Origin of the sequence: Rhodocyclus purpureus (genome assembly GCF_016653115.1) — a bacterium.
Lineage (GTDB): Bacteria > Pseudomonadota > Gammaproteobacteria > Burkholderiales > Rhodocyclaceae > Rhodocyclus > Rhodocyclus purpureus.
Genome location: NZ_NHRX01000038.1, coordinates 1 through 18228 on the forward strand (window position 1 = coordinate 1; position 18228 = coordinate 18228).

Here is an 18228-nt window from a genome sequence, read left to right on the forward strand (position 1 = left end):
GCGCTGTACTCAAGTTCGGAGAAGGTGGCTTGCATGGTCGGTCACGAGCGTGAGGCAGGGCGTCATTATCTCAAAGAGCGGCTGCCGACGGCAGGCGTCGGCTGGTTTCGATTAAATCAGTGCTTCCCTAACGGATAGGAAGATGTTCCGTAAGCCACTGTTTTAAATTAATTAAGCGCTCATTGCATTTTGAGAAGCGCGGATTCGCCGGTATCGCCGATGCGAATACCCAGTGCCGCGGCTTGATGCGATACGGCAACGATCAAAGCCGTTCTCATGTCATCAAAGTTTCCGGCATTCACCAATGCACACGCATCGCCAGTTCGGTTGCAGGTTTCGATATTGATATAGCCGCAGGCAAGAAAGCCGTTCGGGGCCTTCATGATCAACAGGGGACGCTTGAAGTCAACGCGGACGGTTTCAAGGTTCATGCTTACCTCCTTAGCTGAAAAATGGCATGGGCCGACGGCCTTCTTGCTTGCGCCGGCCAGTCAGTTTAGCTCTTGCAGCTGCCGGGCCAACGCGCCGAGACTGCGTCGAGCGCGCGCCAGACTGGGCGAGCGCTCGGCTGCGCGCGCGGGGGACCAACTCATTCGCACCAGATCGGTCAGGCGGGCGTTGTAGCCGAGCCCCTGACGCGAGACGCTTCCAGCTTCCTGGACAAGATCGAGTCGGACATCCCTCGGCGCCCGCTTGGCCAAACCCAGCAGGTGCTGTTTCGGGTCGGGCAAGGCGTCCGGTGCCGGCGGCAGGCGGGCGCGATCACCAAGCAGGCCCTGCATGGCCACATGATCGGCGAGCAGCCAGGCTTCCACTTCGCGCACGGCGACACGCAGCAATAGATTCTCGGGACGAGCCTGGCCGCCCAGCCAGTCGTTCAAGAGCGCAGGCGGGCAGGCGATCTGGTCCAGGTCGGTAATCAAGACGACCGGCTGACGTTGGGCGAGCTCACGCCAGCGTTTGACATTGCTGCGCAGATAGCCGAATCCGGACTTCCGCAAGCGCAGGCCGGGTTGCAAGTATTGTTCGTGCTCGGCGAGCAGGCGAACGCCGACCGCCTCGCTCAATTCGTCCTCGGTGCCCAAGGCCACCAGCGCCATCACCACAGACCCAACTGGTTGACCGTTTCCGGCCGCGTCTTGGGCAACACCACTTCGGCGACGGAAAAGCCGGCGAGCAGCGCATTCTCTTCGTCGGCTTCGAGCGTGCGCGCGCTCGATCCTTCCTGGCTGCTGGCGAGCAGGATCACGCCGCGACCGTCGATCCCTGGATTGCTCAGCAAGGCTTCGCTATGCGTGCTCAGGATGACCTGCCGCCGGGTCTTCCGGTCGCGCTGGATGCGATTGATGATCAGGGGTATTTCCTTGACGATCGCATCGTTCAGCGAGATCTCGGGTTCTTCGAGCAAGAGCAGGGAATTGCCTTCGAGCAAGGCCCACAACAGGCCCAGCAGTCTCAGGGTACCGTCCGAGAAATGCTCTTCCGACTGCCACCCCGCGTTCGGTCGGTAATGCGCATACAAGGCTTCGAGATGCGGGTGGCCGAGATCGTCCTTGGCGAAACGCAACTCCTTGAACTGTGGCAGCGCGTGCTTGAGCGCCGCGTTGATCTTGCTCAGGCGGGCCGTGCGCGTGCGCTCCGGCGTCTTGGCCAGGCGTTCGAGAAAACCCTGTCCGAACGGATCGTCTTCGAGGCGCTGCCCGCCGATCTTGTCGGCGAACTTCAGCAGTTGCGGAACGAGGTGCAGGTAACTGGTCGCGCCGAAGAAGTCCACCAGATCGCGAAACTTCGTGTTGGCCTGAATCTGTTCGAGATGGGTTTGCGTGAGCAGCAGCGTGTCGCGCTTGTCCGCTTCGCCCGGCCGATCGAGAATCAACTCGCCTTGATGCCAGACCTGTTCGGTCGACACCATGATGCGCTGCCCCCCTTTCCCTTCAGGCTTGAAGCCGAGGACGTAACGCCACAGCACGGGCCCGTCGACCTGGTCGGAGAGTTCGACATCGAGCAGGATTTCATTGTCCTTGCGCGCATGCAGGCAGCGCAGTTTGCTGATTCCTCCGCGCTCATCGACCGCCGTTTGCAGCCCCCCACCCTTCGGCTTGCTCACATCCCGCAGGAAACGCAGCGCGTCGAGCAGGTTCGACTTTCCCGATGCGTTGGGGCCGAGCAGGTAGGAGACTTCGCGCAGGGGTACGTCGAGCGTCCGAAAGTTCCGCCAGTTCTTGAGCTTGAGTCGGGTAACCAGCATTGTCTCGTTCCTTTACAGCGCGGGAAGCGCTGCCAGCAGTCTCTTCAGGTTGCATCTGGTCGTGGCAAGCAAAGGGTTGTACCCGTTTTCCTCAGTGGGCGGCCCAAAAATTACCCCGGGTAAGACGATGTCCTGATACTTCGCTGATTTTAAGCAACTTTCCATGTCACAGGGAGCGCTGTCACGCGTATTTCGACAGCAGCATAGACAGGCGCTCGGCAGGCTCGCGGCGAGTCAGTCTTGGCTCTCTCTCGCTGTCGTAGCAAGCTGCGAATCCGTTCTTGGGTAGTTTCTTGGCTAGTTTCTTGGGTAGCACGGCCAACGATGCAACAATACGAGACCTGACCCCCACTGCACCTGGCGAAGTCCGTCCGGGCTGAACTCGGCGTAATGCGCTTCCTTCTGGCGGCTAGCGGATAAAAAAATATTCGTAAGTCTATGTTTTAAAAAACAAAATACGGAATGCAGTTCTTTATCCTGGATAGAAGATAACACTCATGGCGAAGCAGCCACCCCAGGACATGAAACGCATCCCGTCGCCTCAATTCCGTCATTGCGAGGCGCGCAACGCCGTGGCAATCCAGTGCGTTTTCTATCTCGGCGAACGTACCCGCTTCCACGGGAAATCCGATACCAGCCCTACGCGCTGGATCGCCACGCCCTGCGGGCTCGCGATGACCGGCTGCTACTCCGCGACAGTGCCTTTGATTCAGCCCCTCGCAGCTTCACACCCATACAGTGCGTAACCCTGGAGTTGGCCGGTCAGTAGGCAAGTTGCCAGACACCGCGTGGACGCACCTTGCGCAAGGACGGTAGCCCGGAGAAGCGGCCGATCCCGCCCCACAAGACTCACACGTCGATATTCCTCGCCGCCAGCGCGTTCGATTCGATGAAGGCCCTTCTCGGTTCGACCAGTTCGCCCATCAGCGTCGTGAACACCTCGTCGGCGGCGATGGCGTCCTCGATCTGCACGCGCAGGAGGCGGCGGACGTTCGGGTCCATGGTCGTTTCCCAGAGCTGGTCGGGGTTCATCTCGCCGAGACCCTTGTAGCGCTGCTTGCTGATGCCGCGTTCGACCTCGTTCAAGAGCCAGCGCATCGTTTCGGCGAAGCTCTTCACCGGCTGCTTCTTCTCGCTGCGGCTGATCGTCGCGCCCGGTCCGAACAGGCCGGCGAGCAGTTCGGCGGTCTTGCGCAGTTGCGCGTAGTCACCGCTGCCCAAGAGGTCGTCGTCGATGACGCCGACCTTCAGGTTGCCGTGCAGGATCTTTTCGAGGCGAAGCTGCCAGCGCTCCTCGGCCTCGTCGAAGCGGGCGACGATATTCACCGCGAGCTTCTTGCCGACCGCTTCCATCAGCGCGGCCGCGCTCGCTTCGGCGGCAGCCTGGCTGGACAGGTCGATCGAGAGGTTGGCATCGACCAGCGCGTGCAGCACTTCCGGGTTGATCAGGTGCGCGATGCGGTTGATCACCGCTTCGGCGAGCAGGTACTCGCGCGCCAGCGTCTCCAGCGCGCTGCCGCTGATCGGCTCGGCGCCGCTGCGCGGCGTGAGCGTCGAATCGTCGAGCGCCATGCGCAGCAGGAACTGGTTGTACTCGTGGTCGTCTTTCAGGTAGCGCTCGGTCTTGCCGTGCTTGACCTTGTACAGCGGCGGCTGCGCGATGTAGATGTGGCCGCGCTCGACCAGCTCGGGCATCTGCCGGTAGAAGAAGGTCAGCAGCAGGGTGCGGATGTGCGCGCCGTCGACGTCCGCGTCGGTCATGATGATGATGCGGTGGTAGCGCAGCTTCTCGGGCTTGTACTCTTCCTTGCCGATGCCGGTACCGAGTGCGGTGATCAGCGTCGCGATTTCCTGCGACGAGATCAGCTTGTCGAAGCGTGCCTTCTCGACGTTGAGGATCTTGCCCTTGAGCGGCAGGATCGCCTGGAACTTGCGGTCGCGGCCCTGCTTGGCCGAGCCGCCGGCGGAGTCACCCTCGACCAGGTACAGTTCGCACAGCGCCGGGTCCTTCTCCTGGCAGTCGGCGAGCTTGCCGGGCAGGCCGACGCCGTCGAGGACGCCCTTGCGGCGGGTCATCTCGCGCGCCTTGCGTGCGGCTTCGCGGGCACGCGCCGCTTCGACGATCTTGCCGGTGATCACCTTGGCGTCGGCGGGACGTTCGAGCAGGAATTCGGCGAGTTTCGCGGCGACGACTTCCTCGACCGCCGGGCGCGCCTCGCTGGAGACCAGCTTCATCTTCGTCTGCGAGGCGAACTTCGGGTCGGGCATCTTCACCGAGAGCACGCAGGCGAGGCCTTCGCGCATGTCGTCGCCGGTGATGTCGACCTTCGCCTTCTTGGCGATCTCGTTTTCCTCGATGTACTTGTTGATCACCCGCGTCATCGCCGTACGCAGGCCGGTCAGGTGGGTGCCGCCGTCGGCCTGCGGGATGTTGTTAGTGAAGCAGAGCACCTGTTCGGCATAGGAGTCGTTCCACTGCATCGCCACTTCGACGGCGATGCTACCGCCGCCGGGCAGCGGCGACTCGCCGGTCGAGTGGAAGACATTCGGGTGCAGCACCGACTTGCTGCGGTTGATGTACTCGACGAAGCCCTGGACGCCGCCGGCGAAGGCGAAGTCCTCCTCCTTGCCGCTGCGCTGGTCGATCAGGCGAATCCTGACGCCGTTGTTGAGGAAGGACAGCTCGCGCAGGCGCTTGGCGAGGATCTCGTAATGCCACTCGATGTGCTCGAAGATCTCGTCGTCGACCATGAAATGCACGCGCGTGCCGCGCTTCTCGGTCTCGCCGACGACGCGCAGCGGCGACACCTCGACGCCCTGCTGCACCTCGACCAGGCGATCGACGACCGCGCCGCGCGCGAAGTCGAGCTGGTACTTCTTGCCTTCGCGCGCGATCGTCAGCCTGAGCCACTTCGACAGCGCGTTCACGCAGGAAACGCCGACGCCGTGCAGGCCGCCCGAGACCTTGTACGAGTTCTGGTTGAACTTGCCGCCCGCATGCAGCACGCACATGACGATCTCGGCCGCCGAGCGCTTCGGCTCGTGCTTGTCGTCGAACTTGATCCCGGTCGGGATGCCGCGGCCGTTGTCGGCCACCGAGATCGAGTTGTCGGCGTGGATGGTGATCACGATGTCGTCGCAGTGCCCGGCCAGCGCCTCGTCGATCGCGTTGTCGAGGACCTCGAACACCATGTGATGCAGGCCGGTGCCGTCCGAGGTGTCGCCGATGTACATGCCGGGACGCTTGCGCACGGCCTCCAGTCCTTCGAGTTGCTGGATGCTGGATTCGTCGTAGGCGACTTGCGGGTTCTGCTCGATCATGAGGTATCCAATGTTCTTTCAGTGCCGGAGGAGGACCGGCGGCAATGCGGGACAGCGGGCCGGCGCTGGCGCCGGCGGGTCTGGCCTGGCGCTAGATGCGCATCGGCATGACGACGTACTTGAAGCGGTCGTCGCCCGGAATCGACAGCAGCGCGCTCGAACTGGAGTCGTTGAAGCCCCACTGCACCATCTCGGCCGACATGTTGTTGAGCACGTCGACGAGGTAGCTGACGTTGAAGCCGACGTCGAGCGGCTCGCCGATGTAATCGACCTCGATCTCTTCCTGTGCCTCTTCCTGGTCGGCGTTGGCAGCGATGATGCGCATCGTCCCGTCGGCGAGGACGAGGCGGACGCCGCGGAACTTCTCGTTGGTCAGGATGGCTGCGCGCAGCATCGACTGCAGCAGCGCCGTGCGGCTGAGCGTCACCGAGTAGCGCAGCGAGGTCGGGATGACGCGGTCGAAGTCGGGAAACTTGCCGTCGATCAGCTTGGAAACGAGCACCGTCGAGCCGAAGCTGAAGCGGACCTGGTTGGCGGTCATGGCGACCGTCATCGGCTCCTCGCTGTCGGCAAGCAGGCGGTTGAGTTCGAGCACCGTCTTGCGCGGCAGGATCATTTCCTGGCGCGGCAGTTCGGTTTCCAGCGCGAGGCTGGCGTAGGCGAGGCGGTGACCGTCGGTGGCGACCGCGCGCAGTTCGCTGCCCTGCACCAGCAAGAGGAGGCCGTTCAGGTAGTAGCGCACGTCCTGCGCCGCCATCGAATATTGCGTCTGGCCGAGCAGGCGGCGGAAGGCCTTCTGCGTCACCGTGAAGCTCTTCGTCTCACCCTCGGCCAGTGCCATGCGCGGGAAATCCTCGGCCGGCAGCGTCTGCAGGCTGAAGCGGCTCTTGCCGGCGCGCACCTGCAGGCGGCGGTCGTCGAGCACCAGGCTCACTTCGGCGCTTTCCGGCAGCGAGCGCAGGATGTCCTGCAGCTTGCGCGCGCCGACGGTGACCGCGCCGTCGCCTTCACCGAGCCCGGCCTGCGTCGTCGTCGTGATCTGGATCTCGATGTCGGTGGCGAGCAGGGTCAGCGCCTCGCCGTGCTTTTCGAGCAGCACGTTGGACAGGATCGGCAGCGTGTGCCGCCTCTCGACGATCCCCGAAACCGACTGGAGCGGGGTGAGCAGTGCATCGCGTTGGCTTTTAATGAGTAGCATGAATTAAAACCCTATAAAGACAATAGCCGTAACAACTCTGTGGACGATTCAAAAAAGTTGCGAAGTTTCAGCGTCTTGACGAACTTTTCCGGCACTGCATAAACCTTGTATCGCGCTGTGGACAGCTTTGGACAACTTATCCACAGGGGACGCTTGGGTAACTTGTCCACAAGGCGCCCACATCTTTCAAGCGGACTTGTTCACCCCTTGAGCACCTGCTGCAGCACGTGCAGGTCGTGGTTCAGCGAATTGTCCTTGGCACGCAGGCTCTCGATCGTGCGCACCGCGTGCAGGACGGTGGTGTGGTCGCGACCGCCGAAGGCTTCGCCGATCGACGGGTAGCTCTGCGCGGTGAGGTCCTTGGCGAGCCACATCGCCACCTGGCGCGGTCGCGCGATGACGCGCGTGCGTTTCTTCGAGAACAGGTCGGCGACCTTGATCTTGTAGTAGTCGGCGACGGTCTTCTGGATGTTTTCGAGCGTGACCTGGCGGTTGAAGGCGCCGATCATGTCCTTCAGCGCTTCCTTCGCCAGCTCGAGGTCGATCGGGCGGCCGTGGAACGAGGCGTAGGCGAGCACCTTCTTCAGCGCGCCTTCGAGCTCGCGCACGTTCGAGCGCAGGTGCTTGGCGATGATGAAGGCGACCTCGTCGTCGAGCGCGACGCCCTCGCTCTCGGCCTTCTTCTTGAGGATGGCGACGCGCATCTCGGTTTCCGGCGGCTCGATCTGCACCGTCAGCCCCCAGTCGAAGCGCGTGATCAGCCGGTCCTCGAGCCCGGAGATGTCCTTCGGGTAGGTATCGCAGCTGATGACGATCTGCTTCCTGGCTTCGATCAACGCGTTGAATACGTAGAAGAACTCCTCCTGCGTGCGGTTCTTGTTGTTGAAGAACTGCACATCGTCGAGCAGCAGCACGTCGAGCGAGCGGTAGTAGCGCTTGAAGACGTCGAAGGACTTCTGCTGGTAGGCGCGCACCACGTCCGAGTAGTAATCCTCGGCATGCACGTAGCGGACGACCTTGTCCGGATAGTTGGCGAGGATCTCGTTGCCGATCGCGTGCACCAGGTGGGTCTTGCCGAGGCCGGCAGCGCCGTAGATGAACAGCGGGTTGTACTGGGCGCCGCCCGGATCGCTGGCGACGCGGGTCGCCGCCGCACGCGCGAGGTCGTTGGCCTTGCCGACGACCAGGTTGTCGAAGGTGAAGCCGGCGATCAGGCGCGATTTCTCGTAGGCATTCGCCGCGCGCTGGTTGCGCAGCGGCTCGGCCGGAGTGCGTTCGACGCTGCGCTCGGGCGCCGTCCTCATCGGGGCGGGGTCCGCGGACCTGGGCTGAGCTGCCGACGGGCGCGCTTCGGGGGCGGCGCTGCTGCCGCGCGGCGCGGTGGCGGGCGCACGCGGCGCCGCACCGACGCCGAACTCGATCGCGACCGGATGGCCGAAGAAGGCCAGTGCCATCTCCTCGATGCGTACGACGTAACGCTCGCGCACCCATTTCTGGATGAAGCCATTGGGCGCCAGGATGCGCACCGACGACACTTCGTCGGCAACGGCGTCCTCGCCGTCGACACGGAGGGGCTTGATCCAGGTGTTGAACTGCTGCGAAGGCAGTTCGCTTTCAAGCTGGGCCAGACAGGAATTCCAGAAACTGCTCATTCGGGCTCGATCGATGTACAACGGTGGAGGGCGCGGTGGCGGCGGACTGATGCGAGCAGCGCGGCAAGACGCCCCCGCAGCCTGCCGCTGGTCGCGGCCTTGTCCTTGTTTTCAACCGGAATTTCGTGCGGCTGCCGGCGGCCGAAGGTCGTCAATTTTAACCCTTCGCCCGAATGTTATCCACAGGCTGTTGAAAATTCACGGCCGCGCCGCCCGCCCGGGCCGCGCCGACGGCGGCCGTGCGACCCGCGCTGGCGATGGCGATCGCATGCACTCCCCGGATTCGGGTATCTATCGGAATCTTCGGCAATTTACCCGATTTTTCTTGACAAGACCGGCGCCCAGCTAGTCTAATTGCGCGTTTACTTTTGCTCTAATCCAAAAAGGCTCGATCATGAAACGCACCTACCAACCCTCCGTCATCCGTCGCAAGCGCACGCACGGCTTCCTCGTCCGCATGCGCACCCGCGGTGGCCGTGCCGTCATCCGTGCCCGTCGCGCCAAGGGCCGTCATCGTCTGGCGGTTTGAAGCCGACGCCCGCTGCCGACACTGACTTGAGCTTCGACTCGGCATCCGCCGGTCCCGGCGCAGGCAGGCAGGCAGCACCGCAGGCGGCCTTCCCGAAGCGTTATCGACTCACCAAAACGGATGAATTTTCATCCGTTTTTGGTTTCAGGCGGGCGCTTAAGAGTCGTCACTTCCTGCTACATTACCGTCTGCGCGGTGCCGAGGAAGTTGCCGGCGCCCGGCTCGGGCTGGTGGTCGCCAAGCGCCTGCTGAAGCGTTCGGTCGATCGTAACCTGATCCGCCGGCTGGGGCGCGAGCAATTTCGGCTGCTCCGTTCGCAACTGCCCTCACGCGACCTGATCCTGCGGTTGTCGACGAAACCGACGCTGCCGCTGGACCGGAAAGCGCTGGCGCAGGAAATCGACGGCCTGCTGCGCAAGCTCATTTCACCTCGATCTTGAGACGATGCAAGCACTGCTCCTGGCACTGATCCGCTTCTATCGCTACGCGGTCAGCCCTTTCCTCGGGCAGCGCTGTCGTTTCTACCCGAGTTGTTCCGAGTACGCCGCCGAAGCCGTGCAGCGCTACGGCGCAGCCAAGGGCGCCTGGCTCGGACTGCGCCGTCTGTTGCGTTGCCACCCGTTCAACGCGGGCGGTTACGATCCGGTTCCCTGAACATCGCGCTGCCGCCGCTGCCGGACCGACCCGTCTCCGCCAAATCCTCCTGATTCACTCCGATCAATTTCGCCTGGGCCGTTCATGGACAACCGTCGCCTGATCCTGCTCTTCGTCTTCTTCTTCTCGCTGATCCTGTTGTGGGGTGAGTGGACGAAATACAGCAACCCGCAGCCGCCCGCGAGCGTCGCGACTTCAACCACCGACCCGGCCGCTGCCGCACCGCAGCCTTCGGTCAGCCTGCAGAAGGACGCCACGGCCGTGCCGACGGCCGGTGAACCGGCAAGCGTGGCCAAGGCCGAAACGATCACGATCAAGACCGACCTCTACACGGCCGAAGTGTCGACGCTCGGCGGCGACATCGTCGGCCTCGAGCTCAACAATTACAAGGCGGTCGAGGACAAGGCGAGCAACTTCAAGCTGTTCGGCGCCAAGCACCGCTACGCCGCGCAGAGCGGCCTGATCGGCGACGGACTGCCGACGCACAAGTCGCTGTTCACCGCCGTTCCCGGCGCGCGCGAACTCGGCGCAGGCAGCGACAAGCTGCAGCTGCGCCTCGAAGCGGCGGCGGTCGATGGCGTCAAGGTCGCGCGCATCTACACCTTCCACCGCGACAGCTACCTGATCGACGTCACCTTCGAGATCGACAACGGCAGCGAGAAGACGCTGGCGCCGCACGCCTACTACCAGCTGCAGCGCGACGCACACGTGCCCGAGGGCGAGAACTGGGCGGTGTCGACCTTCACCGGACCGGCGGTCTACACGACGCAGGACAAGTTCCAGAAGGTCGAATTCGCCGACATCGACAAGGGCAAGGCCAAGTTCAATGCCAAGGCCGACAACGGCTGGCTGGCGATGGTGCAGCACTACTTCGTCGCTGCCTGGGCGCCGGTTCCGGGAACGCAGCGCGAGTACTACGTGCGCAAGGTCGAGGGCAGCGGCGATCCGCTCTACTCGGCCGGGCTGATCCTTCCGGTCGCCGCCGCCGAGCCGGGTGGAAAGACGCAGATCTCGACGCCGCTCTACGCCGGCCCGCAGATCCAGAAGACGCTCGAACAACTCGCGCAGCCGGTCGCCGGCGGCGGCATCGGTGCCGAAGGCCTGCCGCTGGTCGTCGATTACGGCTGGCTGACCATCCTCGCCGCGCCGATCTTCTGGGCGCTCGAGAAGATCCACGACCTCATCGGCAACTGGGGCTGGGCGATCATCCTGCTGACGATCGGCATCAAGGCGATGTTCTTCCCGCTCTCCGCCGCCAGCTACAAGTCGATGGCCAAGATGCGCGCGGTCGCCCCGCGCCTGCAGCAGCTCAAGGAGCGCTTCGGCGACGACAAGCAGCGCCTCAACCAGGAGATGATGAAGCTGTACAGCTCCGAGAAGATCAACCCGCTCGGCGGCTGCCTGCCGGTGCTGGTGCAGATTCCGGTCTTCATCGCACTCTACTGGGCCCTGCTCGGCGCGGTCGAAATGCGCGACGCGCCGTGGGCGCTGTGGATCACCGACCTGTCGTCGGCCGACCCGTACTACGTGCTGCCGGTGATCATGGTCGTCACCATGCTGGTGCAGACCAAGCTCAATCCGACGCCGCCGGACCCGATGCAGGCGAAGATCATGATGGCGATGCCGTTCATCTTCGGCGCCATGTTTTTCTTCTTCCCGTCGGGCCTCGTCCTCTACTGGACGGTCAATAACCTCCTGTCGATCGCCCAGCAGTGGAAGATCACGCGCGACATCGAGGGCGGCGGCAAGTCGGGCGGCAAGCCCATCGCCAAGGCGGCCAACGACGCCAAGGCGTGATGCGCAACACCATCGCCGCCATCGCCACCGCCCCCGGGCGCGGCGGTGTCGGCGTCGTCCGCGTTTCGGGTGGCGATCTCGCCGGCTTCGCCGCAGAGATCGCCGGCAAGACACCCGCAGCACGGCACGCGACCCTGGCGAGCTTCCGTGCTGCCGACGGCAGCGTCATCGACAGCGGCCTCGTTCTCTACTTTCCGGGGCCCGCGTCCTTCACCGGTGAGGACGTGCTCGAACTGCACGGCCACGGCGGCCCGGTCGTCCTGCAACTCCTGCTCGGGCGCTGCCTCGAACTCGGCGCGCGGCTTGCCGAACCCGGCGAATTCACGCGTCGCGCCTTCGAGAACGGCAAGATCGACCTGGCCCAGGCCGAAGCCGTCGCCGACCTGATCGACGCGGCCACCGCGGCTGCGGCAAGGAGCGCGGTGCGCTCGCTGCAGGGTGAGTTCTCGCACGAAGTGCGCGCCCTGGTCGCCGAACTCACCGAACTGCGCGCGCTCACCGAAGCGACCCTCGACTTTCCCGACGAGGAGATCGACTTCCTGCAGGCCGCCGACGCCTTCGGCCGCCTCCAACGCCTGCGCGAGCGCCTCGCTCGTGTCTTCGACCGCGCACAGCAGGGCCGGCTGCTGCAGGGCGGCATCTCGGTCGTCCTCATCGGCCAGCCCAACGTCGGCAAGTCGAGCCTCCTGAACCGACTCGCCGGCGACGAACTGGCCATCGTCACCCCGATCGCCGGCACCACGCGCGACGCGGTGAAGACCCGCCTGCAGATCGAAGGCGTGCCGCTGCACGTGATCGACACCGCCGGCCTGCGCGAAACCAGCGACGAGGTCGAGCGCATCGGCATCGAGCGCACCTGGCGCGAGATCGAGCGCGCCGACCTGGCCGTGCTGCTGATCGACGCGCAGCACGGTCTCGGCGAGGCCGAACAGGCGATCCTCGCGCGCCTGCCGGCGGCGCTGCCGCGCCTGCTGGTCTTCAACAAGATCGACCTGGCCGGCGTGCCCGCCGGACGCATCGAGACGCCGGCGGACGATCAGGCATCTGACGCAGCGGCGCCCGTCCGCATCAGCCTGTCGGCGAAGAGCGGCGAGGGCGTCGACTTCCTGCGCGCCGAACTGCTGCGCATCGTCGGCTGGCACCCCGCCGAGGACGTCTTCATCGCCCGCGAACGCCACCTGCGCGCGCTGCGCGAGGCCGGCCTGCACATCGACACGGCCCGGGCGCAGTTGCCGCGCCTCGAACTCTTCGCCGAGGAACTCCGCCTCGCCCAGTCCGAACTTTCCAGCATCACCGGCGAAGTGAGTGCCGACGACCTGCTCGGCGAGATCTTCGGGCGCTTCTGCATCGGCAAGTAGCTGTTCCTGCCCATTCAGGCAGCGTCCCGCGATCTTCGTCACGCCGCTGCTGAACGCGGCGGAATCGGCCAGTGCCGTTCACGCACATCTGCTCACAAGTCTTCACGCTTCCTTGCGCGGCGGACGTCTCCCGCAAGCCCGGGCGCCGCGTTATCCGGGATGAGCGCCGCCGGCCGGCGGCGCGCAGAGCGGAGGAAGCAATGCGCAAGACGATGCGAGCGGTGCTGGCCCTGGTTGCCGCCTGTGTAGGGAGCGGGGCCAAAGCGCATCCGGGGCAGGGCGGATGGAACGGCGGTCGCGGCGCCCTGCGCGCGCTGGCCCCGGCGCTGATCGCCTGCGGCACGCTGGCCGGCTGCGCGGTCGTTCCCGCCTACCCCGGCGGCTACACAGCGCCATCGGCGCAGGTGGTCTATTACGGCGGCAGCTACGCGCCGCCGCCGCCCCCGCGTTATTTCCACGTCCCACGGCCCGCACCGCACTTCCATCCGCAGCATCGCGGCTGGCGTGGCGAGCCGCACGGGGGAGGCCCGAGGCACTGGTAGCCGTCGCCTTGCGTTCGCCCCGTGGCGCCCCGGCCTGACTTCTTCCAGGGGACTGGAAGGGGCGCGCTGCGGGCGCTTCAGAAATTCACAGCGGCGGCGAAAGGCACGAAGATGTAGCCGCCTTCTGCGTCCCCGTAGGCCTTCGCCTGCCCGAGCGACAGGTACTGCGCAGTCAGGGCACAGACAGCGGCGTCAATGTCATCGATGGATTTCAGCGAATGCGTGTCGATACCTGCCTTTTCCAGCAAGTCACGCCGCTGCTCGCGCTTCTTCCTGGCCGACGCGACACCAGCGCCTAGCATGGCCCAGGTGACGGCATGCGGAAAGGTCTCGAAGCAGGCCCTGCCGCCGGAATATTCCTCGCCCTCGAGCAATGGATGCGTGGCAGCCAGCGCCTGATAGACGCGCTCGCCGTTGAACATCCAGCCATAGAAACCGGAAGTGGACGCCAGGGCGCGCTCGCGCGTGGGGGTCACGAAGCAGGAGATCCGCTCGCGGGCGAGCTCCCTTTCGGCCAGGCGCCCCATTCCTGGCGCCCACCGACACGGCGAGTCGATGCCGACCAGCGTCGCGCCAAGCTGATTGCACTGTCGCGCGAGCTCGTGCGGGTCACCGCTCTGGATATTGCAGATCACCTCCCGGCCACGCAGCACCACCAGATGGCATCCCTTCCTGAGACCGCCGATGTCGATGCCGGCAACGATTGCGGGGGATTCAGCAGGCGCCACGGTTCGAATCTTCCTGAGGGGAGGTTGGCGAAGCGCGAGCGCGCGCCGCTTCCAGGCAGCCGGCGCGTGCTTGCCGGGATGGGGAGGGCATTTTATGCGCGACAGCAGGCCGCCGGGGAGGAATGGCCTGATCAACAGCTTGGGATACCCCTGATTCGGGCCTTACGGCCCCCCCACGAAAAGCGCTCCCGCCACATGGCAATCGTGGGAGGGGCGGCAGCCGCGAATGCCTTCCATGGCATCGGCTGGCGGAACCAGCCAGCATCTTCAGCGCAGCCTAACCCCGGCTGCGGGATAAACTGCCGCGAGCGGTTCCCGCCCTCTCATTGAGTCCATCCGCCAATGCCCGATCTCTCGCTGCTTTTCGTCCTCGCCGCTGCCGCCTTCGTCGCCGGGCTGATCGATTCGGTGGTCGGCGGCGGCGGGTTGATCCAGATTCCGGCCTTGTTCACCGCCTTGCCAGGTGAATCGCCGGCGACCTTGTTCGGGACCAACAAGACGGCCAGCGTCTTCGGCACCGCCAACGCGGCCTGGCGTTACGCGCGCAGCGTGCGCATCCCGTGGCGGACGACGCTGCCGGCGGCGCTGGCGGCTTTCGCCTGCTCCTATCTCGGCGCGCTGGCGGTCGCCTGGTTGCCGCGCGAAGCCTTGCGCCCGCTGATCCTCGTCCTGCTGATCGGCGCGGCGATCCACACCTTCCGCCAGAAGCATTTCGGCAGCGAGCACCGGCCGCAGCACGCGGGGCAGCGCGAGCTGGTACTCGCGCTGCTGCTCGGCGGCGTCATCGGCTTCTACGACGGTTTCTTCGGACCTGGAACCGGCAGCTTCCTGATCTTCCTCTTCGTCCGCGTCTTCGGGTTCGACTTCCTGCACGCCTCGGCGGCGGCCAAGATCGTGAACGTCGCGACCAACCTCGCTGCGCTGGCCTATTTCGTCCCCAACGGCTACCTGCTGCCGCAACTGGCTTTGTGGATGGTGGTGGCCAACGTCGCCGGTTCGCAGCTCGGCACGCGGCTGGCGCTGAAGAACGGCAGCGCTTTCGTGCGCCGCGTCTTCCTCTTCGTCGTCAGCGTCCTGATCGTCAAGTTCGCGCTCGATACCTGGCAAAACACGGTTTTCTGAGCCCTCCGGATCACTTTTCGGGCTGTGGACAAGCTGCCGCAAAGTCTGTGGGCGAGAAGTGGACAAGGCTGGAAAACTCTTCCTGTGGATAACTTGTGCAAAAATATCCACAGCGCGATACACGCCTTCTACAGCTCGAAAAAAACTTTCAAAGTATTATTTTTAAAAAGCTTTTAAGGCTTATCCACAGACTTGTCGACACTATTATGTTTACAGTCTTTGAATTCAAAACCTTTTAAGAACAGACGACGCAAACGCTCGCTGGCTCACTCCCGGAGGTGAGCCACTGACGAAATTTCGCCAAAAAACTGAAGAGGCTCACCACTCTGGCTGAGCCTCGCCGCAGGATCGTGCCGAACCCGCCGCCGGTGAGCCTGCTGACATCGAGTGAGCCTGTGCAGCGCCGTGCACAAGCATCCGGTTCCCTGAATCCTGTTATTTTTCAGCCCGCTGCCGTAAAATCGCAGGCCCCATCTCCGGCCTGCGCCGCTCCCTATCCATGCAGTATCCTGAACGTTTCGACGTGATCGTCGTCGGTGGCGGCCATGCCGGTACCGAGGCTGCGCTGGCCAGCGCGCGCATCGGTGCGCGCACGCTCCTGCTCACGCACAACCTGGAAACGCTGGGCGCGATGAGTTGCAATCCGTCGATCGGCGGCATCGGCAAGGGCCACCTGGTACGCGAAGTCGACGCGCTCGGCGGCGCCATGGCCGCGGCCACCGACGAAGCGGGGATCCAGTTCCGCACGCTCAATTCGAGCAAGGGGCCCGCGGTGCGCGCGACGCGCGCGCAGGCCGACCGCGTGCTCTACCGCCAGGCGATCCGCCGCCGTCTCGAGAATCAGCCGAACCTGACCCTGTTCGCCGACGCCGTCGACGACCTGATCGTCGACGGCGATCGCGTCGCCGGCGTGGTGACCATGCTCGGACTGCGTTTTTCCGCGCGCAGCGTTGTCCTCACCGCGGGCACCTTCCTCAACGGTCTGATCCACGTCGGTCTGACCCAGGCGGCTGCCGGGCGCATGGGCGATCCGCCGGCGATTTCGCTCGCCGCCCGCCTGCGCGAGCTGGCGCTGCCGGCCGGCCGCCTGAAGACCGGGACGCCGCCACGGCTCGACGGCAAGACGATCGATTTCTCGCAGATGGTCGAGCAGCATTCCGACGACCCGCTGCCGGTGTTCTCCTTCCTCGGTTCCGCCTCGCAGCACCCGCGGCAGTTGCCGTGCTGGGTCACCGAGACCAATCCGCGCACGCACGAAATCATCCGTTCCAACCTCGACCGCTCGCCGCTCTATGCCGGGATCATCGAGGGTGTCGGGCCACGCTACTGCCCGTCGATCGAGGACAAGATCCATCGCTTCGCCGGCAAGGACAGCCACAACATCTTCCTCGAACCCGAAGGCCTCGACACGTACGAGATCTATCCGAACGGGATTTCGACCAGCCTGCCCTTCGACGTGCAGCTGGCGCTGGTGCGCTCGATCCGCGGCCTGGAGAACTGCCACATCCTGCGCCCCGGCTACGCGATCGAGTACGATTTTTACGATCCGCGTGCCCTGCGCGACACCCTGGAGACGCGGGCGATCGGCGGCCTCTTCTTCGCCGGCCAGATCAACGGCACGACCGGCTATGAGGAGGCGGCGGCACAGGGACTGCTCGCCGGCGCCAACGCGGCGCTCGCCGCGCTCGAGCGCGAGGGCTGGTCGCCGCGCCGCGACGAGGCCTACCTCGGTGTCCTCGTCGACGACCTGATCACGCGCGGCGTTTCCGAACCGTACCGGATGTTCACCAGCCGCGCCGAGTACCGGCTGTCCCTGCGCGAGGACAACGCCGACCTGCGCCTGACCGAGACCGGCCGCCGCCTGGGGCTCGTCGACGACCGGCGCTGGGCAGCCTTCTGCGCCAAGCGCGAGGCGATCGAGCGCGAGGAAGCACGGCTGAAGGCGACCTGGGTGCTGCCCGCGCGCGTCGACCAGGCGGCGGCGAGTTCGCTGTTCGGCAAGCCGCTCGAACGCGAATACAACCTCTACGAACTGCTGCGCCGCCCGGAAGTCAGCTACGCAGCGCTGATGCGCCTGCCGGTCGAAGGCGTCGCCGTCGATGCCGGGGTCGATGATGCGCAGGTGATCGAGCAGGTCGACATCCAGGCCAAGTACCGCGGCTACATCGACCGGCAGATCGAGGAAGTCGCCCAGCGCGCGCAGTTCGATGCGCTACGCATCCCCGAGGACCTCGATTTTTCCGGCGTCGCCGGGCTGTCGCGCGAAGTCTGCCAGCGGCTGGCTGCGGCGCGTCCGCGCACGCTCGGCGAGGCTTCGCGCCTGCAGGGAATCACGCCGGCGGCGATCAGCATGCTGCTGGTGCATGTCAAGCGACTGGGAGCTACGCATGGCTGAACTGCCCACCCGCCAACTTGCCGACGGCCTCGCCGCGATGGGCATCGAACTGCCGGCTGCCGCGCAGGAGACCCTGCTCGCCTACGCGGGGCTGCTCGACAAGTGGAACCGCGCTTTCAACCTGACCGCGCTGCGCGACCCGAAGAAGGCGGTCAGCCACCACCTGCTCGACTCGCTGGCGGTCCTGCCCTACCTGCGCGGTGACACCTTGCTCGACGTCGGCAGCGGTGGTGGCATGCCGGGGATTCCGCTGGCGATCGCGCGTCCCGACCTGGCGGTGACGCTGCTCGACAGCAATTCGAAGAAGACCGCCTTCCTGCGCCAGGCAGTGATCGAGCTGAAGCTCGCCAATGTCAGCGTGCACTGCGGGCGGATCGAGGAATTCCGGCCAGAGCAGCCGTTCGCGAGCATCGTCTCGCGCGCCTTCGCCGAACTGGCCGACTTCGTCCGCCCGACGCGGTCGCTGCTGGCGGCGGACGGCTGCTGGCTGGCGATGAAGGGGCTCATTCCGCACGACGAGATCGCGCGTCTGCCGAGTGGAATCGTCGTCGCCGAGACCCTGCCGCTCGCCGTTCCCGGCGTCGATGGCGAACGGCATCTCTTGATCCTCAAGGATGGCGAAACTGCAGCGAAAGAGGGAGTCTGAATTGGCGAGCCTGCATCCTGAAGCGCCCGAGAACGTGG

General features: G+C 64.9%; 16 protein-coding genes. 9 read left to right on the plus strand and 7 right to left on the minus strand.

Annotated elements, in window-relative coordinates:
* Nucleotides 1-179 precede the first annotated feature (179 nt).
* The 6 genes from CCR84_RS07435 to dnaA all read right to left on the minus strand — a co-directional run bounded on the left by CCR84_RS07435 (nucleotide 180) and on the right by dnaA (nucleotide 8419).
* Nucleotides 180-431 carry a DUF1805 domain-containing protein gene (locus CCR84_RS07435; protein WP_201210997.1) on the minus strand — a complete coding sequence of 84 codons (252 nt, stop codon included), beginning with the start codon at nucleotides 429-431 and terminating at the stop codon, nucleotides 180-182.
* Nucleotides 432-491: 60 nt separating this feature from the next.
* Nucleotides 492-1100, minus strand: a complete 609-nt coding sequence (locus CCR84_RS07440) for a DUF4276 family protein (RefSeq protein ID WP_201210998.1) — start codon at nucleotides 1098-1100, stop codon at nucleotides 492-494.
* Nucleotides 1100-2248: an AAA family ATPase gene (locus CCR84_RS07445; RefSeq protein ID WP_201210999.1), complete on the minus strand. Its 1149-nt coding sequence runs from the start codon at nucleotides 2246-2248 to the stop codon at nucleotides 1100-1102. Before CCR84_RS07445 ends, CCR84_RS07440 begins: the two co-directional genes overlap by 1 nt.
* Before the next feature lie 849 nt (nucleotides 2249-3097).
* The gene (gyrB, locus tag CCR84_RS07450; protein WP_201211001.1) at nucleotides 3098-5569 is read right to left on the minus strand and encodes a DNA topoisomerase (ATP-hydrolyzing) subunit B; all 2472 of its coding nucleotides are present in this window, start codon (nucleotides 5567-5569) and stop codon (nucleotides 3098-3100) included.
* A gap of 91 nt (nucleotides 5570-5660) precedes the next feature.
* On the minus strand, nucleotides 5661-6767 hold the full coding sequence (dnaN, locus tag CCR84_RS07455) for a DNA polymerase III subunit beta (RefSeq protein WP_201211002.1): 1107 nt from the start codon (nucleotides 6765-6767) through the stop codon (nucleotides 5661-5663).
* Between the two features lie 200 nt (nucleotides 6768-6967).
* Nucleotides 6968-8419: a chromosomal replication initiator protein DnaA gene (gene dnaA / locus CCR84_RS07460; RefSeq protein ID WP_201211003.1), complete on the minus strand. Its 1452-nt coding sequence runs from the start codon at nucleotides 8417-8419 to the stop codon at nucleotides 6968-6970.
* A gap of 394 nt (nucleotides 8420-8813) precedes the next feature.
* On the opposite strand from dnaA, the gene rpmH reads away from it, so the two are divergent.
* From rpmH to CCR84_RS07490, 6 genes are all read left to right on the plus strand, one after another.
* Nucleotides 8814-8948 carry a 50S ribosomal protein L34 gene (rpmH, locus tag CCR84_RS07465; RefSeq protein ID WP_153117784.1) on the plus strand — a complete coding sequence of 45 codons (135 nt, stop codon included), beginning with the start codon at nucleotides 8814-8816 and terminating at the stop codon, nucleotides 8946-8948.
* A 26-nt stretch (nucleotides 8949-8974) separates the two neighbouring features.
* The gene (rnpA, locus tag CCR84_RS07470; protein ID WP_201211004.1) at nucleotides 8975-9388 is read left to right on the plus strand and encodes a ribonuclease P protein component; all 414 of its coding nucleotides are present in this window, start codon (nucleotides 8975-8977) and stop codon (nucleotides 9386-9388) included.
* 4 nt (nucleotides 9389-9392) lie between these two features.
* Nucleotides 9393-9602, plus strand: a complete 210-nt coding sequence (gene yidD / locus CCR84_RS07475) for a membrane protein insertion efficiency factor YidD (protein WP_201211005.1) — start codon at nucleotides 9393-9395, stop codon at nucleotides 9600-9602.
* 84 nt (nucleotides 9603-9686) lie between these two features.
* Complete coding sequence (gene yidC, locus CCR84_RS07480) at nucleotides 9687-11399, plus strand: membrane protein insertase YidC (RefSeq protein WP_201211006.1); 1713 nt, start codon at nucleotides 9687-9689, stop codon at nucleotides 11397-11399.
* Nucleotides 11399-12757, plus strand: coding sequence for a tRNA uridine-5-carboxymethylaminomethyl(34) synthesis GTPase MnmE (mnmE, locus tag CCR84_RS07485; RefSeq protein WP_201211008.1), 1359 nt, complete (start codon nucleotides 11399-11401; stop codon nucleotides 12755-12757). Before yidC ends, mnmE begins: the two co-directional genes overlap by 1 nt.
* Nucleotides 12758-12957: 200 nt before the next feature.
* Nucleotides 12958-13299, plus strand: coding sequence for a hypothetical protein (locus tag CCR84_RS07490; RefSeq protein WP_201211009.1), 342 nt, complete (start codon nucleotides 12958-12960; stop codon nucleotides 13297-13299).
* 77 nt (nucleotides 13300-13376) lie between these two features.
* Here the strand turns inward: CCR84_RS07490 and CCR84_RS07495 are convergent, their stop codons facing one another.
* The gene (locus CCR84_RS07495; protein WP_201211011.1) at nucleotides 13377-14027 is read right to left on the minus strand and encodes a DUF429 domain-containing protein; all 651 of its coding nucleotides are present in this window, start codon (nucleotides 14025-14027) and stop codon (nucleotides 13377-13379) included.
* 342 nt (nucleotides 14028-14369) lie between these two features.
* Between CCR84_RS07495 and CCR84_RS07500 the strand changes: the two genes are divergently transcribed.
* The 3 genes from CCR84_RS07500 (at nucleotide 14370) to rsmG (ending at nucleotide 18190) form a co-directional block, all read left to right on the plus strand.
* The gene (locus tag CCR84_RS07500) at nucleotides 14370-15149 is read left to right on the plus strand and encodes a sulfite exporter TauE/SafE family protein (RefSeq protein ID WP_201211013.1); all 780 of its coding nucleotides are present in this window, start codon (nucleotides 14370-14372) and stop codon (nucleotides 15147-15149) included.
* A 499-nt stretch (nucleotides 15150-15648) separates the two neighbouring features.
* Nucleotides 15649-17544: a tRNA uridine-5-carboxymethylaminomethyl(34) synthesis enzyme MnmG gene (gene mnmG, locus CCR84_RS07505; protein WP_201211015.1), complete on the plus strand. Its 1896-nt coding sequence runs from the start codon at nucleotides 15649-15651 to the stop codon at nucleotides 17542-17544.
* On the plus strand, nucleotides 17537-18190 hold the full coding sequence (gene rsmG, locus CCR84_RS07510; RefSeq protein WP_201211017.1) for a 16S rRNA (guanine(527)-N(7))-methyltransferase RsmG: 654 nt from the start codon (nucleotides 17537-17539) through the stop codon (nucleotides 18188-18190). The genes mnmG and rsmG overlap by 8 nt, the downstream gene beginning before the upstream one ends.
* Nucleotides 18191-18228: the final 38 nt, after the last annotated feature.

Excerpts from the sequence above, each read along its gene's own strand:
- mnmE (WP_201211008.1), top strand. The coding sequence starts at position 11,399 with ATGCGCAACACCATCGCCGCCATCGCCACCGCCCCCGGGCGCGGCGGT.
- dnaA (WP_201211003.1), bottom strand. The coding sequence starts at position 8,419 with ATGAGCAGTTTCTGGAATTCCTGTCTGGCCCAGCTTGAAAGCGAACTG.
- CCR84_RS07435 (WP_201210997.1), bottom strand. The coding sequence starts at position 431 with ATGAACCTTGAAACCGTCCGCGTTGACTTCAAGCGTCCCCTGTTGATC.
- rsmG (WP_201211017.1), top strand. The coding sequence starts at position 17,537 with ATGGCTGAACTGCCCACCCGCCAACTTGCCGACGGCCTCGCCGCGATG.
- CCR84_RS07490 (WP_201211009.1), top strand. The coding sequence starts at position 12,958 with ATGCGCAAGACGATGCGAGCGGTGCTGGCCCTGGTTGCCGCCTGTGTA.
- CCR84_RS07500 (WP_201211013.1), top strand. The coding sequence starts at position 14,370 with ATGCCCGATCTCTCGCTGCTTTTCGTCCTCGCCGCTGCCGCCTTCGTC.
- CCR84_RS07445 (WP_201210999.1), bottom strand. The coding sequence starts at position 2,248 with ATGCTGGTTACCCGACTCAAGCTCAAGAACTGGCGGAACTTTCGGACG.
- rpmH (WP_153117784.1), top strand. The coding sequence starts at position 8,814 with ATGAAACGCACCTACCAACCCTCCGTCATCCGTCGCAAGCGCACGCAC.
- yidD (WP_201211005.1), top strand. The coding sequence starts at position 9,393 with ATGCAAGCACTGCTCCTGGCACTGATCCGCTTCTATCGCTACGCGGTC.
- gyrB (WP_201211001.1), bottom strand. The coding sequence starts at position 5,569 with ATGATCGAGCAGAACCCGCAAGTCGCCTACGACGAATCCAGCATCCAG.
- dnaN (WP_201211002.1), bottom strand. The coding sequence starts at position 6,767 with ATGCTACTCATTAAAAGCCAACGCGATGCACTGCTCACCCCGCTCCAG.
- mnmG (WP_201211015.1), top strand. The coding sequence starts at position 15,649 with ATGCAGTATCCTGAACGTTTCGACGTGATCGTCGTCGGTGGCGGCCAT.
- CCR84_RS07440 (WP_201210998.1), bottom strand. The coding sequence starts at position 1,100 with ATGGCGCTGGTGGCCTTGGGCACCGAGGACGAATTGAGCGAGGCGGTC.
- yidC (WP_201211006.1), top strand. The coding sequence starts at position 9,687 with ATGGACAACCGTCGCCTGATCCTGCTCTTCGTCTTCTTCTTCTCGCTG.